Here is a 13,211-nt window from a genome sequence, read left to right as displayed (position 1 = left end):
CCAACTCCCAATCCTGCCGCCCTGTTCCCGTCGCGCACGAACACGGTCCCTCCCACCGCCCCGCCCGGCCGGCTACCGGCTACCTTGGGTACGTGGCACTTCCCAACCTCACCCGTGACCAGGCCGCGGCCCGCGCCGCTGCGATCGACGTCCAGCACTACGCAATCACCCTCGACCTCACCGACGGCGAAGGCGGTCCGAGCGAAGAGACCTTCCACTCGTCGACGACCGTGACCTTCACCGCGCAGCCGGGGGCGTCGACCGTCATCGATATCGCTGCGCGCACGGTGCGGCGCGTCGAGCTCAACGGCGCCGACGTGGACGTCAGCTCTTACGACGAGGAGCAGGGCATCACGCTGCCCGGGCTGTTGGCTTCGAACACCGTGGTGGTGGAGGCCGATTGTGAGTACTCGCACACGGGCGAGGGCCTGCACCGCTTCGTCGATCCGGTCGACGACGAGGTGTACCTCTACTCGCAGTTCGAAACCGCTGATGCCAAGCGGATGTTCGCCAGCTTCGACCAGCCCGACCTCAAGGCGACCTTCGACGTGACGGTGACCGCGCCCGCGCACTGGCAGGTGATCTCCAATGGTGCGACGCTGTCCGTGGCCGACGGTGTACACACCTTCGCCACCACTCCGAAGATGAGCACCTACCTGGTGGCGCTGATCGCCGGCCCGTACGCGCGGTGGAACGATGAGTACTCCGATGACCACGGCAGCATCGATCTGGGTATCTACTGCCGCGCCTCGCTATCCGAGTTCATGGACGCCGATCGGTTGTTCACCGAGACCAAGCAGGGATTCGGCTTCTATCACAAGAACTTTGGCGTCCCGTATGCCTTCGGCAAGTACGACCAACTCTTCGTCCCGGAGTTCAACGCGGGTGCCATGGAGAACGCCGGCGCGGTGACGTTCCTGGAGGATTACGTCTTCCGCAGCAAGGTCACCAAGTACTCCTACGAACGCCGCGCCGAGACCGTGCTGCACGAGATGGCACATATGTGGTTCGGCGATCTGGTCACCATGCGTTGGTGGGATGACCTGTGGCTCAACGAGTCCTTCGCCACCTTTGCCTCGGTGCTATGCCAGGCGGAGGCCACCGAGTACACCGAGGCGTGGACCACATTCGCCAATGTCGAGAAGTCGTGGGCGTACCGCCAGGACCAGCTGCCGTCGACCCACCCGGTGGCCGCCGATATCCCCGACCTGGCTGCGGTGGAGGTGAACTTCGACGGCATTACCTACGCCAAGGGCGCCAGCGTGCTCAAACAGCTTGTGGCATATGTCGGTTTGGAGAACTTCCTGTCGGGTCTGCGCGCGTACTTCACGGCGCACGCCTTCGGCAATGCGACATTCGACGATCTGTTGGGCGCTCTGGAGGAGGCCTCGGGACGCGATCTGTCCGACTGGGGCACGCAGTGGCTCAAGACGACCGGGTTGAACACCCTCTCGCCCGATTTCGAGGTTTCCGACGAGGGCACGTTCACCCGGTTCGCCGTCAAGCAGTCCGGCGCGGCGCCGGGTGCCGGCGAAACGCGGGTGCACCGGTTGGCCGTCGGGATCTACGACGATGTGGACGGCAAGCTGGTCAGGGTCCACCGCGAGGAACTGGACGTCGAGGGGCCGTTGACGGATGTTCCCGCGCTGCAGGGTATTTCCCGAGGCAAGCTGATCCTGGTCAACGACGATGACCTGACGTACTGCTCCCTACGACTGGACGACGATTCGCTTCAGACCGTGCTATCGCGGGTAGCCGATATCGCCGAGCCACTGCCACGCACGCTGGCATGGTCGGCCGCCTGGGAGATGACCCGCGAGGCCGAGATACGGGCGCGCGACTTTGTCGCCCTAGTGTCCTCCGGTGTGCACGCCGAATCGGAAGTCGGTGTGGCACAACGCCTCCTGGTGCAGGCGCAGACGGCGTTGAACTCGTACGCGGAACCCGAATGGGCGAAAGAGCACGGTTGGCCGGCATTCGCCGACCGGTTACTGGAGCTGGCCCGTGCCGCCGAGGCGGGCTCGGATCATCAGTTGGCGTTCGTCAACGCGTTCACCACCTCGGTGCTGTCGGCGGGGCACACCGTGGTGCTGCAGGCACTACTGGACTCCGATCCGGCCTCACTGGATCTGCCCGGCCTGACGGTGGATACCGACCTGCGGTGGCGAATCGTGAACGCGCTGGCGGCATCCGGCGCCCTGGAGCCGGATGCTTCGGTGTTCATCGACGCGGAGCTGGAGCGCGATCAGACCGCGGCGGGTAAGCGTCAGGCCGCGCAGGCGCGGGCCGCTCGACCGGTCGCCGAGGTCAAGCAGGCCGCGTGGAAGCAGGTCATCGAGGATGACGCGCTGCCGAACATCACCGCACGATCGGTGATCGCGGGAATCGTCCAGCCCGGACAGGCCGAGCTGCTGGCCCCGTTCGCGGGACGCTACTTCGATGTCATCGAAGAGGTGTGGGCGCGGCGTTCCAGCGAAGTGGCTCAGACCGTGGTGATCGGCCTGTACCCGTCGTGGGATATCTCGCAGCGGGCCGTCGAGTCGGCGGACGGCTTCTTGGCCAAGGAGATCCCGGCAGCTCTCTACCGCCTGGTATCTGAGGGCCGCGCGGGCATCGTCAGGTCATTAAAGGCCCGCGAGTTCGACGCCCAGTAGCAACCCCTCTCTGCGAACCCCTTTGCGCCGAGCGTGAATCCACGGCGGGATTTCGGCCCATTTCCCGCCCACGTTTCACGCTCGGCGCAGGGCTAGCGCTTCGTGTACTCGGCGGATGATGTCGTCGGGATGATCCTCGGCGACCACCCTGACGATCAGCCAGCCCAGGCCTTCGAGCATCTCGAGGCGCTTGATGTCCTTCACGTATTGCCGCCGGTCGCTGCGGTGCTGGTCGCCGTCGTACTCGACACCGACCATGACGTCCTCCCAGCCCATGTCGATATAGGCGAGCGGAACGAAATCGCCGTTGTGCACCAGGATCTGCGTGCTTGGGCGGGGTAGCCCGGCCCGTATCAGCAGCAGTCGGAGCCAGGTCTCCTTAGGAGACTGCGCACCGGCATCCACCAAATCGATGGCTGCCTTCACCTGTCGGATGGCGCGACGGCCCTTGTAGCGCTCCGCCAGCTCCAGCACCTCAGACGGTTTGAGTTCGGTGGCCCGGCACAAAGCATCGATGGACGCCACCGCGTGGCCTGTCGGGTACCGGCACGCCAGGTCGAGCGCCGTGCGCGCAGGTGTGGTGGCCCGCATGCCGTCAATGAGGCAGATCTCGTCGTCCGAGATGTCCGATGACCACACGGCGACGCCGGGCGGACTGTGTCGATTGTCGTGAATGATCTCGGCGTTGCGCGCGGGATCGACCCAGCCTGCACCATGCAAGGCCGACGCAGAGTGGCCCGCCAGAACTCCGCGGCGATCGGTCCACAGCCAGCATGCCTTCGCTCGCGATGACGCCGTCAGCACCTCATCCCGCCGGATGAAAACATCCGGGTAGACCGCGCGATATCGCGTCCGCAATGCATGACGGGTAAGGACGCCGGACCGCACCACCGCGCTACCGACGAATGGTTCCCCCATGTGCGCAGTCTGCGTTCACGGTCCGACAAGTCGCCGAGCGTGAATCCATGGCGGGAAATGGACCGAAATCCCGCCGAGGTTTCACATTCGGCGCAAAGAGGAACTTATGGACGCGCGATTGCGGCGCTCATCACGCGAACGGCGCTGATGATCCCGTCGAGCAGGTTGCCTTCCTTGAAGGAAGCCACCGCTGCGGCGACACCAAGGTCGGCGGCAGACTCGGCGCCACGTCCCTTGAGTGCCTCGCCGTAGACGACCTCCACGACATGCTGGTCGGGCGATACGGCAATCAGCACGGACTCGTCCGGAGTCGGCACCTTGAGGAACACATCGCGCGCTCCGGAGGTCGTGTCGGACCCCAAGTCGCCGATATACACCGCGAATCGCGCCTTCGACGAGCGGCTGCCATAAGTCAGGGCATCGTCCAGGGTCGCCAGCTCGTAGTTCGGGAACGGGTAATCGACCGAGAGAGCGCCCGGTTCTGTAACGCCCGAGATCCGTCCGGTTGTAGTCAGCACCCATCCGCGCGGTAATTCGACGGGAGCAGTCTTGGTGACTTCACCACTTGCCACGTGCGGACCCTCCAATCGCCTCAGCGCTCGCGTGATCGCCATGCCCGTGGCCGTGGCCACTGCCAACGTTCTCGTCGACGGCTGCCCACAGGACCGGGGGGTGCGTCCAGCCGTCGTTCATGTTGAATGTCGCGGGGTGCGGGCCCTTCTTGCGCATCGTCCACAGACCGACGAGCACGAAGAAGACTGGCGCAATCAACACCACCCAGACCGGTGCCCCGATGTATGTGGGGCTGTTGAGGAAGCTCACGATGCAAACCGTATCCGAGCACTCTGGTGTTCGCACAAGCGGCTCATCCGTGGTGTCATGCCGCACCTTCGCCTAGGTATCGCACCCAGGCCGGGTCGAGTTCCTTGACCGACGACAGCAGCCGCCAGTGCTGCCCCTTGGGCGGCATCGGCGTGGTGTGCAACACCCAGCCGAGCTCGGCCAGCAGCCGGTCCGCCTTGCGGTGATTACACGAGGAGCAGCAGGCCACACAGTTCTCCCACGAGTGCGCACCTCCCTTGCTGCGCGGGATCACGTGGTCGATGGTGTCGGCCCGCCCGCCGCAGTACGCGCAGCGGAACCGGTCGCGATGCATCAGGGCCGCGCGCGTCATCGGAACCCGCGCCCGGTAAGGCACCCGCACAAAGGTCCTCAGTCTGATCACCGACGGGACCGCCACCGACGTCGTCGCGGAATGAATGACGGGAGCACCCGGGTCGTCGTGCACCACATCGGCCTTACCGCACAGCAGCATGATGACGGCGCGCCGCATCGGCAGTGCGGTGAGCGGCTCATATGTGGAGTTCAGCAATAACACGCGACGCCGGCCCCATAGGGAACCGGCGTCGTTGGACTGCTGCGGGGGAATGGCCCCGGGGACCCTCGTCCCTGGGACACTGTGCAGTATTCGGACCGACCCGTTCTGGGTCGGCCCAGCGCTGGCACTGTTACGCCGGTGCCCACGGCTCTTCTTCTGTGGCGCCATTACAACCAGTGCACCACGATTCCGCGGTCTTCGCACGACAATTTCTGCCGTGCCCGCAGGTCAATCCAATGAACATCCCGTAACCAACCCGGCTGATCGCCCGAAGCAGCTACCGGCACAATGGCCTACGTGGCAGAGCTCTCCCCGGCGCCTACGCCGAGTAACTTCTACGACGCCGTCGGTGGCGCCGCCACTTTCCACGCGCTCGTGGCCCGCTTCTACCAGCTCGTGGCCGATGACGAGGTGCTACGCCCCCTCTATCCAGAAGAGGACCTGACCGGCGCCGAGGACCGTCTCCGGATGTTCCTCGAACAGTATTGGGGCGGGCCGCGCACCTACTCGGACCAGCGCGGACATCCACGGCTGCGGATGCGTCACGCGCCATATCGGATCGGCCCCATCGAACGTGATGCGTGGCTGCGATGCATGCGGACCGCCGTCGATTCGATCGACCGGCACACCCTTGACGACGACCATCGCGCCCAGTTGTGGAGCTACCTGGAGATGGCGGCACAGTCGATGGTCAATTCGCCTTTCTGATCCGTGGATCTTGGTTCAACACCGCCCGCGCCATGGTGCAGAATGATCAACCGTGACTGCCGCCTACTTGGGCCAACGTGACGACCCTTGGTGGTCGCGCGCCGTTTTCTATCAGATCTATCCGCGGTCGTTCGGCGACAGCGACGGCGATGGCGTCGGCGATCTCGACGGCATTTCAGCAAAACTTGGCTACCTTGACCTACTCGGCGTCCAGGGAATCTGGCTAAATCCCGTCACCAGATCTCCGATGGCCGACCACGGCTACGACGTGTCCAACCCGCGGGAGATCGATCCGTTGTTCGGCGGGCTGACGGCGATGCACCGGCTCATCGCCTCGGCTCATCGGCACGACATCAAGGTCATCATGGACCTGGTCCCCAACCACACCAGTTCCGAACACCGCTGGTTCATCGAGGCGCTGACCGCAAAGCCCGACAGCGACGCTCGTTCGCGCTACATCTTCCGCGATGGCAAGGGCACCAATGGTGAACTGCCGCCTAATAATTGGCCTTCAATCTTTGGGGGTCCGGCCTGGACTCGTGTCACCGAAGCCGATGGCACTCCCGGTCAGTGGTACCTGCATCTGTTCGCTCCCGAACAGCCGGATCTCAACTGGGACAACCCGGAGGTGTTCGACGACTTCGCCGACACCCTGCGCTTCTGGCTCGACCGCGGCATCGACGGATTCCGCCTCGACGTCGCCCACGGTATGGCCAAAGCTCCAGGGCTGCCCGATATCGAGGACACCGACACCTTGATACTGCATGCCACCGACGAAGACCCGCGGTTCAACAACGAGGGCGTACACGAGTACCACCGCAAGATCCGCAAGGTGCTCGACCAATACCGCGATGTGGTCGCCGTCGGGGAGATCTGGGTGAACGACAACACCCGCTTCGCCGAATACGTCAGGCCCGACGAGCTACATCTCGGATTCAACTTCAAATTGGTGGAGGCCGATTTCGACGCCGAGAAGATCCGCGCCGCTATCGACAACTCGCTTGCCGCAGTGGATTCCGTAGGAGCAACACCTACGTGGACGTTGTCCAACCACGATGTGGAACGTGAGGTGACGCGTTACGGCGATGGCTCGATCGGCCAATGGCGGGCCCGCGCCATGGCTTTGGTGATGCTGGCGTTGCCCGGAACGGTGTTCATCTACAACGGTTCCGAGCTGGGCCTACCAAATGTGGACCTGCCCGACGCTGCCCTGCAGGATCCGGTCTGGGAGCGCTCCGGCCATACCGAGCGAGGCCGTGACGGCTGCCGGGTGCCGATCCCCTGGGAGGGCACCGATCCCCCGTACGGCTTCTCGAGTAACGACCAGACATGGCTGCCGATGCCGCACGGCTGGGCCGATTTAACCGTGGAACGCCAGCTGGAGCGCACCGATTCCACACTGTCGTTGTATCGGCGTGCCATCGAACTGCGCAGGAGCCGCAAGGAATTCGACGGCACCAGCCTTGAGTGGTATGGCAGCCCGCCGAACACACTCGCGTTCCGCGTCAAGGGTGGCGGGCTGACCTGCGCCTTGAACGTCAGCAGCGACCTGGTGGATCTGCCTCCGGGCGAGGTCATCCTGGCCAGTGGGCCACTCGTCAACGGCAAGCTGCCACGCAACACCGCGGCCTGGATCGTCTAACGCACTAGCAGCGAAAGATCGTTACGCCGGCGGTACACCGATCCGAAGCGGGCGTCCAGCCGCAACCATGCCTGCGATGCCCGCACCCGCACCGGTTCGTCTTCCGCGGGGCTCGTCGGAATGAATCCCATTGCGGTCAAGGCAAACATGCATCGCATGGGCACATCGACCTGTTGGCCGTCGGCTCCATCGATGGTGACGACCGACTGGTCAAGCAGCGACGTGGGCGGGCCGTGGGCGCTGCCATGTTCGCGGGCCAGCTCTCCCCCGCGCTGCGCCAGTTCGAGCACTGACCGCGCGGGTATGTCGTCGAGATACTCGAAGCCGTTATCGGCAGGCAGCGCGCCTCGCCACACCGAGTCCATCGGGAATCCCGTGTTCACATATCCACTCGCGTCCGGCGTCTGAAGGCCACGCAGCAGTTCGTCCGCGGCGGCGGTGATATCGGGTGTGCCCAGCTCTCCGCGTACCGCGCGGCAGGCCAGGACATCGAATTGTGTTGCGGCCCAGATAACTATCCGTCCGTCAGCACGTGCACGCAGCCTCACCACGGCCGCCTCGTCGATGCGCGATGTGCGGGTGAGGAAGGTCGCTAGGTCCTGGCGATCAACCGCCTCGGGTACCCGCAACGGAGCCTCGCTCATTCTCGAGACCACCGCTGCAGGTACTCGCGGTGGGTGTCGGTGAGACGCAGCATGGTTTGACTGTCGAGGTGGAAGGTCACCAGTTGGGTGTCTGCGACCACCGCAGGCTTCGAGTCCGGCGCCGCGCTCACCGAACGCACCTCGTAGTTGATCGTAAAGTCCACCGCCCGGATCTTCGATACCCACATGGTGACCTGCAACGGCGAGTCCGCGAGCCGTACCTGCCCCTTGTACTTGACGTGGACATCGGCGATGAGCAGGCCCGTGGTGGTGATCTCGGCACCAAAAACGTCACGCAGGAAGGGCACTCGCGCCTCTTCCAGGATCGTCACCATCGTCGCGTGGTTCACGTGCTGGTACATATCGATATCGGACCAGCGGACCGGCACCGCCGCGACATAGCCGGGCTTCTCAGAACTCATGGCTCCATCATGCAGGACCGGTGATGCTGCTCCTGATCATCCCTCGGATCTGGCGTGATGCTACCGACAGTGTCGCCAGATCCGGTTCTCCAGAAGCGAAGATCTCGGCCAGCGTGCCGCGGGCCCGCTGCAGCCGCGCCGCATTGGTGAACTCCCATTCTGCGATCTTCTGCTCACCCGTCTCGTCAGGCTCACCAACGGCGAGCACATCCATGGTCAGCGCCCGCAGCGAGGAGTAGATATCGTCGCGGATCGCCAACCGGGCCAATGAATGCCACCGGTCGTTGCGCTCCAGTTGCGACACGGCCGTCAGCAGATCGTCGACTCGCAGGTCGTCCATCAGGGTGAAGTACAGGTCGGCAACCTCCGCGCCGTCGCGGTCCGCAATGTCCGCAATGTCGATGATGTCCAGCAGGCTGAATCCGTAGAGGCAGCCGGCGACGTCGCCGGCGAGATCTAGCGGAACACCCAGCGCCATCAAGTCTTCGGTCTGTTTGGTGACGATCTCCAGATCGTGACCGCGCAGCCAGGTGTTGAGCAGTGGGGTCAGCTCAGCAATACCTTGCGCGAATCGGTTGATCTCGGCACCCACCGCCAGCGGCTGCGGCCGGTAACTGATGAGCCACCGCGAGGCGCGGTCCAGCAGACGGCGCATGTCCAGGGTCAGCCGATCCGAGACCGCCACCGGCAGATCGGCATGGCGGATGCGATCCCACAACGAGCGCAGCCCGAAGATGGCCTCCACCGCCACATAGGTCTTGAGACCGTCCACCGAACCCGTCCCGGCGTCTTCGAACAGCCGGTACACATAGGTGATTCCGCCGCAGTCGACCACCGCGTTCACCAACATGGTGGCGTAGATCTCCTTGCGCAGCGGGTGCTGGCGGATTTCCGCGTCGAAACGTTCCCGCAGCTGGTTCGGGAAGTAGTGCACCATGCGCCGTAGCGTGACCTCTTGTTCCGGGGCGTCACTGGCCAGCAGATCCGCCTTCAGTGCCAGCTTCACGTGCGCCATCAGCGTCGACAATTCCGGTGACGTCAAACCGATTCCGAGTGCAGCGCGGCGCTCGATCTCCTTCTCCGAGGGCAGCACTTCCAGCTCACGGTCCAGTCCACGTTCGGCGACCAAATAGGCGATCTGGCGCGCGTGCACGCTCAGCAGTGAGGCAGCATTGGCGCGACTGGTGCCCATGAGGTGGTTCTGGGACTCGTTGTCGGCCAGCACAAGTGCGGCGACATCGTCGGTCATGGATTCCAGCAGCGCCGTGCGCTCAGCGGCCTCGATCTTGCCGGCGCTGACCAACGAGTCGACCAGGATCTTGATGTTGACCTCATGATCGGAGCAGTCCACACCGGCCGAGTTGTCCAGCGCATCGGTGTTGACGCGACCGCCGTTGAGTTCGAATTCGATCCGCCCGCGCGAGGTCAGGCCGAGGTTACCGCCTTCACCGATTACCTTGGCGCGCACCTGGTTTCCATTGACGCGGACGGCGTCATTGGCCTTGTCCCCCACCTCGGCTTGCGATTCACTCTCGGCCTTGATGTAGGTGCCGATGCCGCCGTTGAAGAACAGGTCAACCGGGGCCAGCAGGATGGCGCGAACGAGCTGGGGAGGCGTCATCTCGCTGATATCGCCGGCGATTCCGAGCGCCTCACGAACCTCGGGGCTGATCGGTACCGACTTTTGTTCCTTGCTGTAAACGCCGCCGCCGGCGCTGATGAGTGCGGCGTTGTAGTCGGCCCAGCTGGAGCGCTCCAGGGCGAACATCCGCTTGCGTTCGGCCCAGGAGGACGCCGGATCGGGATCGGGATCCAGGAAGATGTGCCGGTGGTCGAAGGCGGCCACCAGCTTGATGTGCTGGGACAGCAGCATGCCGTTACCGAACACGTCCCCGCTCATATCGCCGACCCCGGCGACGGTGAAATCCTCTGTCTGGGTGTCGATTCCCATCTCCAGGAAGTGCCGTTTTACGCTCTCCCAGGCGCCGCGGGCGGTGATGCCCATGGCCTTGTGGTCGTAACCGACGGAACCACCGGAGGCGAATGCGTCGCCCAGCCAGAATCCGTACGACTTGGCGACGTCGTTGGCGATATCGGAGAAGGTCGCGGTGCCCTTGTCCGCTGCCACCACCAGATAGGTGTCAGCGCCATCGCGGCGGCGCACCCCGGGCGGCGAGACGACGGCGTTGGTGGCCCGTTCCAGATTGTCGGTGAGGTCGAGTAGACCGCCGATGAATCGTCGATAGCATTCGACGCCCTCAGCGCGGAACGCATCTCGATCCACCGCCGCATCGCCCGTGGCCTGCGGCGGCTGTTTGACGACGAACCCGCCCTTGGCGCCGACGGGGACGATGACGGCGTTCTTCACTGCCTGCGCCTTGACCAGTCCCAGGATCTCGGTCCGGAAGTCCTCGCGGCGATCCGACCAACGCAATCCGCCGCGGGCAACGGCGCCGAAGCGTAGATGCACTCCTTCGACGCGGGGTGAGTACACGAAGATTTCGAATCGCGGCCTCGGCTCGGGTAGTTCCTCGATCTCACGCGGGTTGAGCTTGAAGGCAAGCACTCCCTTTGCCCGGGCCGAGTCCTCTTGCGTCACAAAGTAGTTGGTGCGCAGTGTGGCCTGGATCAGCGCAAAGAACGCACGCAATACCCGGTCGGTGTCGAGGCTGACGACCTTCTCGATCTCGGCGAGGACCTGCTCTGCCTTGGTGTCGGCCAGAGTGTCGTCGGTGATGGCCGGATCGAAGCGGGCCTCGAACAGTTCCACAAAATCACGCGCGGTCGCGGAGTTGTCGGCGAGCACCGTCTCGATATGTGCCTGGCTGTACGGGAACCCGGCCTGACGCAGGTATTTGGCATATCCGCGCAGGATGGTGATCTGACCGGCGGTGAGTCCGGCGCGCAGCACCAGCTCGTTGAATCTGTCGGTCTCCACACGGCCGTTCCAGACATCGTCGATCGCGTCCGTGAAGAGCTTCGCGCGGTGCTGCACGCCCTCGGCATCGAAGGCACGCGCGATCGCCGGATGTACCACGATGCGGAATGCGTAGAGCGATACGGCGAGGCCGTCCGGACGGATGAAGTGATAGGGGCGCTCCTCCAACACATCGACGCCCATGCTGTGCAGGACCGGGAGCACCTGGCTCAGCGAGGCTGAGCGCCCGCCCAGGTACATGCTGAGCACGCCGGTGGCCGGCTCTTCGGCGGCGTCATAGGCGAGGTCCAGCGAGTTATCCTGGAGTCCTTCGATTCTTGCGATGTCGTCGAGGGCATCCGCGGGTGCGACGTTCGTCTTGAAGACCTCGGGCAGGATGACCGAATAGCGTTCCGCGCAGGCGCGGTCGATCGGCGAGTCGGGGCGCACCGCGCTGACCAAGCGGTCACTCCAGGTACGGCTGGTCTGAGTCAGCAGGCCCTGCAATCGAATCCGGTTGGCCTCAGAAGTGTCGACATTCGTGGACAGATTGTCCTCGGGCATACGGATCGTGAAATGCACCAATGCCCAGGGGGATTCGCTGACTCGCGCGGTGTAATCGATACCGGTGCCGCCAAGCTCGCGCACCAAGGTGTCCTGCATGGCCAGTCGAACAGTCGTGGTGTAGCGGTCACGGGGCAGGTACACGAGGGCGGTCACGAAGTTTCCGAGCTCATCGGATCGCAGAAACAGCAGCGAACCCGGGTGTGCACCAATGTTCCTCACGGCGGTGACGATGTTTTGCAGTTGGTCCACACCCACCGCGAACAGCTCCGCACGGGGCAGATTCTGCATGATGTCGATGAGCATGTGCCCGGCCAACGAGTCCTGGTTGGCGTCCGAACGCGCCAGCACCTGGTGGACCCGATCGGAGATCACCGGGATATCCAGAACATCCGCGTTCATGGCTGCCACTGTGAACACGCCCACGAGGCGGTGCTCGATGGCGGGACCGGTGCCGTCGTCCTGCCTAATCACCACGATGTTCGGATAGATCGCATAACGCAGATACGTCGGCACAGTGGCCTGCGCCAGGACCAACAGCTCGTCGTTGTGGGTGAGCTGCGGAAGCACCTCTTCGCGCCGCTTGAGCAGGCCGAGCCGACTCGATTCCTCCACGGTGGCCCGCCCGTCCTCGACGGTGCAACGCTGATATCCGAGCACCGTGAAGTTGCCTTCCACGAGCCAGCGCAACAGGTTGGCCACCTCGGTCAACTCGGCGGAGGAGAACCGGGCGGTGCCCGCGGAGGCGTCCAGGTCGGCAGCCAGGTCGATGACCGCATCACGCATGGCATCGGTGTCCGCAGCGACATGGCTGCCGTCTTCGAGGGTGTGCGGCAGCTGCGTCTCGATGAAGGCGAGCCGCTCGGCGTCGATGGACGGCGGCAGCTGCAGGTGGATCCAGCACTCGGCACCGATGGCGGTATCGCTGTGTGGGTTGTCGACCGGTATCGCGGAGAGAAGAGTGCCGTCGGCGGAGCGCTCGACGATGAAAACCGGGTCCATCAGGTCCACGATCGCCACACCCAAACGTCGCAACAGCACGGTGACGGAGTCGGCGAGCAACGGCGTGTAATCGGTGACCAACTGCAGGGCGGTACCGAGGCCGGCATCGTCTCCGTTGCGGTACACGGCCATCGAAATCGCATGCGGTCGACGTTGTGCGGCCAGGCGCAGCAGCGCCCGCATGAGCGCTTCACGCACGGGCGGCGTCGGCGACGTGGCATGGCCGTCGGCGTCGCCGACTTCGTCCCATTCCTGGTCACCCAGGAAGCGGGCGTGGCTGAACGCAGCCGCCAGAACGTCGATCGTCGGAACGCCAGATCCATTGGTAGATGGCGTGTTTTCGGAAGTTGTGGTCCCAGTGT

General features: G+C 64.3%; 10 protein-coding genes. 3 read left to right on the top strand and 7 right to left on the bottom strand.

Annotation, left to right across the window (positions count from 1 at the left end; all coding sequences use genetic code 11):
* The first annotated feature begins 92 nt into the window (after positions 1–92).
* Complete coding sequence (pepN, locus tag MLB1_RS20715) at positions 93–2,654, top strand: aminopeptidase N (RefSeq protein ID WP_180751732.1); 2,562 nt, start codon at positions 93–95, stop codon at positions 2,652–2,654.
* 75 nt (positions 2,655–2,729) lie between these two features.
* Here pepN and MLB1_RS20710 read toward each other — a convergent pair whose 3' ends face one another.
* From MLB1_RS20710 to MLB1_RS20695, 4 genes are all read right to left on the bottom strand, one after another.
* Positions 2,730–3,572 carry a hypothetical protein gene (locus tag MLB1_RS20710; RefSeq protein WP_180751731.1) on the bottom strand — a complete coding sequence of 281 codons (843 nt, stop codon included), beginning with the start codon at positions 3,570–3,572 and terminating at the stop codon, positions 2,730–2,732.
* Between the two features lie 104 nt (positions 3,573–3,676).
* A complete protein-coding gene (locus MLB1_RS20705; protein WP_180751730.1) occupies positions 3,677–4,144 on the bottom strand; it encodes a DUF5130 domain-containing protein in 468 nt (155 codons plus the stop codon).
* Positions 4,131–4,394: a hypothetical protein gene (locus MLB1_RS20700; RefSeq protein ID WP_180751729.1), complete on the bottom strand. Its 264-nt coding sequence runs from the start codon at positions 4,392–4,394 to the stop codon at positions 4,131–4,133. Before MLB1_RS20700 ends, MLB1_RS20705 begins: the two co-directional genes overlap by 14 nt.
* A 55-nt stretch (positions 4,395–4,449) precedes the next feature.
* Complete coding sequence (locus tag MLB1_RS20695; protein WP_358146700.1) at positions 4,450–5,001, bottom strand: HNH endonuclease; 552 nt, start codon at positions 4,999–5,001, stop codon at positions 4,450–4,452.
* A 237-nt stretch (positions 5,002–5,238) separates the two neighbouring features.
* Between MLB1_RS20695 and MLB1_RS20690 the strand changes: the two genes are divergently transcribed.
* Together MLB1_RS20690 and MLB1_RS20685 are read left to right on the top strand one after the other, a co-directional pair.
* Positions 5,239–5,658 (top strand): globin, encoded by a 420-nt coding sequence (locus MLB1_RS20690; RefSeq protein WP_180751728.1) that lies wholly within the window; start codon positions 5,239–5,241, stop codon positions 5,656–5,658.
* Positions 5,659–5,710: 52 nt separating this feature from the next.
* Positions 5,711–7,300, top strand: a complete 1,590-nt coding sequence (locus MLB1_RS20685) for a glycoside hydrolase family 13 protein (RefSeq protein ID WP_180751727.1) — start codon at positions 5,711–5,713, stop codon at positions 7,298–7,300.
* Here the strand turns inward: MLB1_RS20685 and MLB1_RS20680 are convergent.
* The 3 genes from MLB1_RS20680 to MLB1_RS20670 are packed head-to-tail and all read right to left on the bottom strand — an operon-like array spanning position 7,297 to position 13,047.
* Positions 7,297–7,944: a hypothetical protein gene (locus MLB1_RS20680; protein ID WP_180751726.1), complete on the bottom strand. Its 648-nt coding sequence runs from the start codon at positions 7,942–7,944 to the stop codon at positions 7,297–7,299. The two genes, MLB1_RS20685 and MLB1_RS20680, sit on opposite strands and share 4 nt — an antisense overlap.
* Complete coding sequence (locus tag MLB1_RS20675) at positions 7,941–8,366, bottom strand: thioesterase family protein (RefSeq protein ID WP_180751725.1); 426 nt, start codon at positions 8,364–8,366, stop codon at positions 7,941–7,943. Before MLB1_RS20675 ends, MLB1_RS20680 begins: the two co-directional genes overlap by 4 nt.
* 7 nt (positions 8,367–8,373) lie before the next feature.
* Positions 8,374–13,047: an NAD-glutamate dehydrogenase gene (locus MLB1_RS20670; RefSeq protein WP_180751910.1), complete on the bottom strand. Its 4,674-nt coding sequence runs from the start codon at positions 13,045–13,047 to the stop codon at positions 8,374–8,376.
* Between the last annotated feature and the right edge of the window lie 164 nt (positions 13,048–13,211).

This window comes from Mycobacteroides sp. LB1, assembly GCF_013449725.1.
Taxonomy (GTDB): Bacteria; Actinomycetota; Actinomycetes; order Mycobacteriales; family Mycobacteriaceae; genus Mycobacterium.
This window is presented reverse-complemented; position numbering and strand designations above follow the sequence as displayed.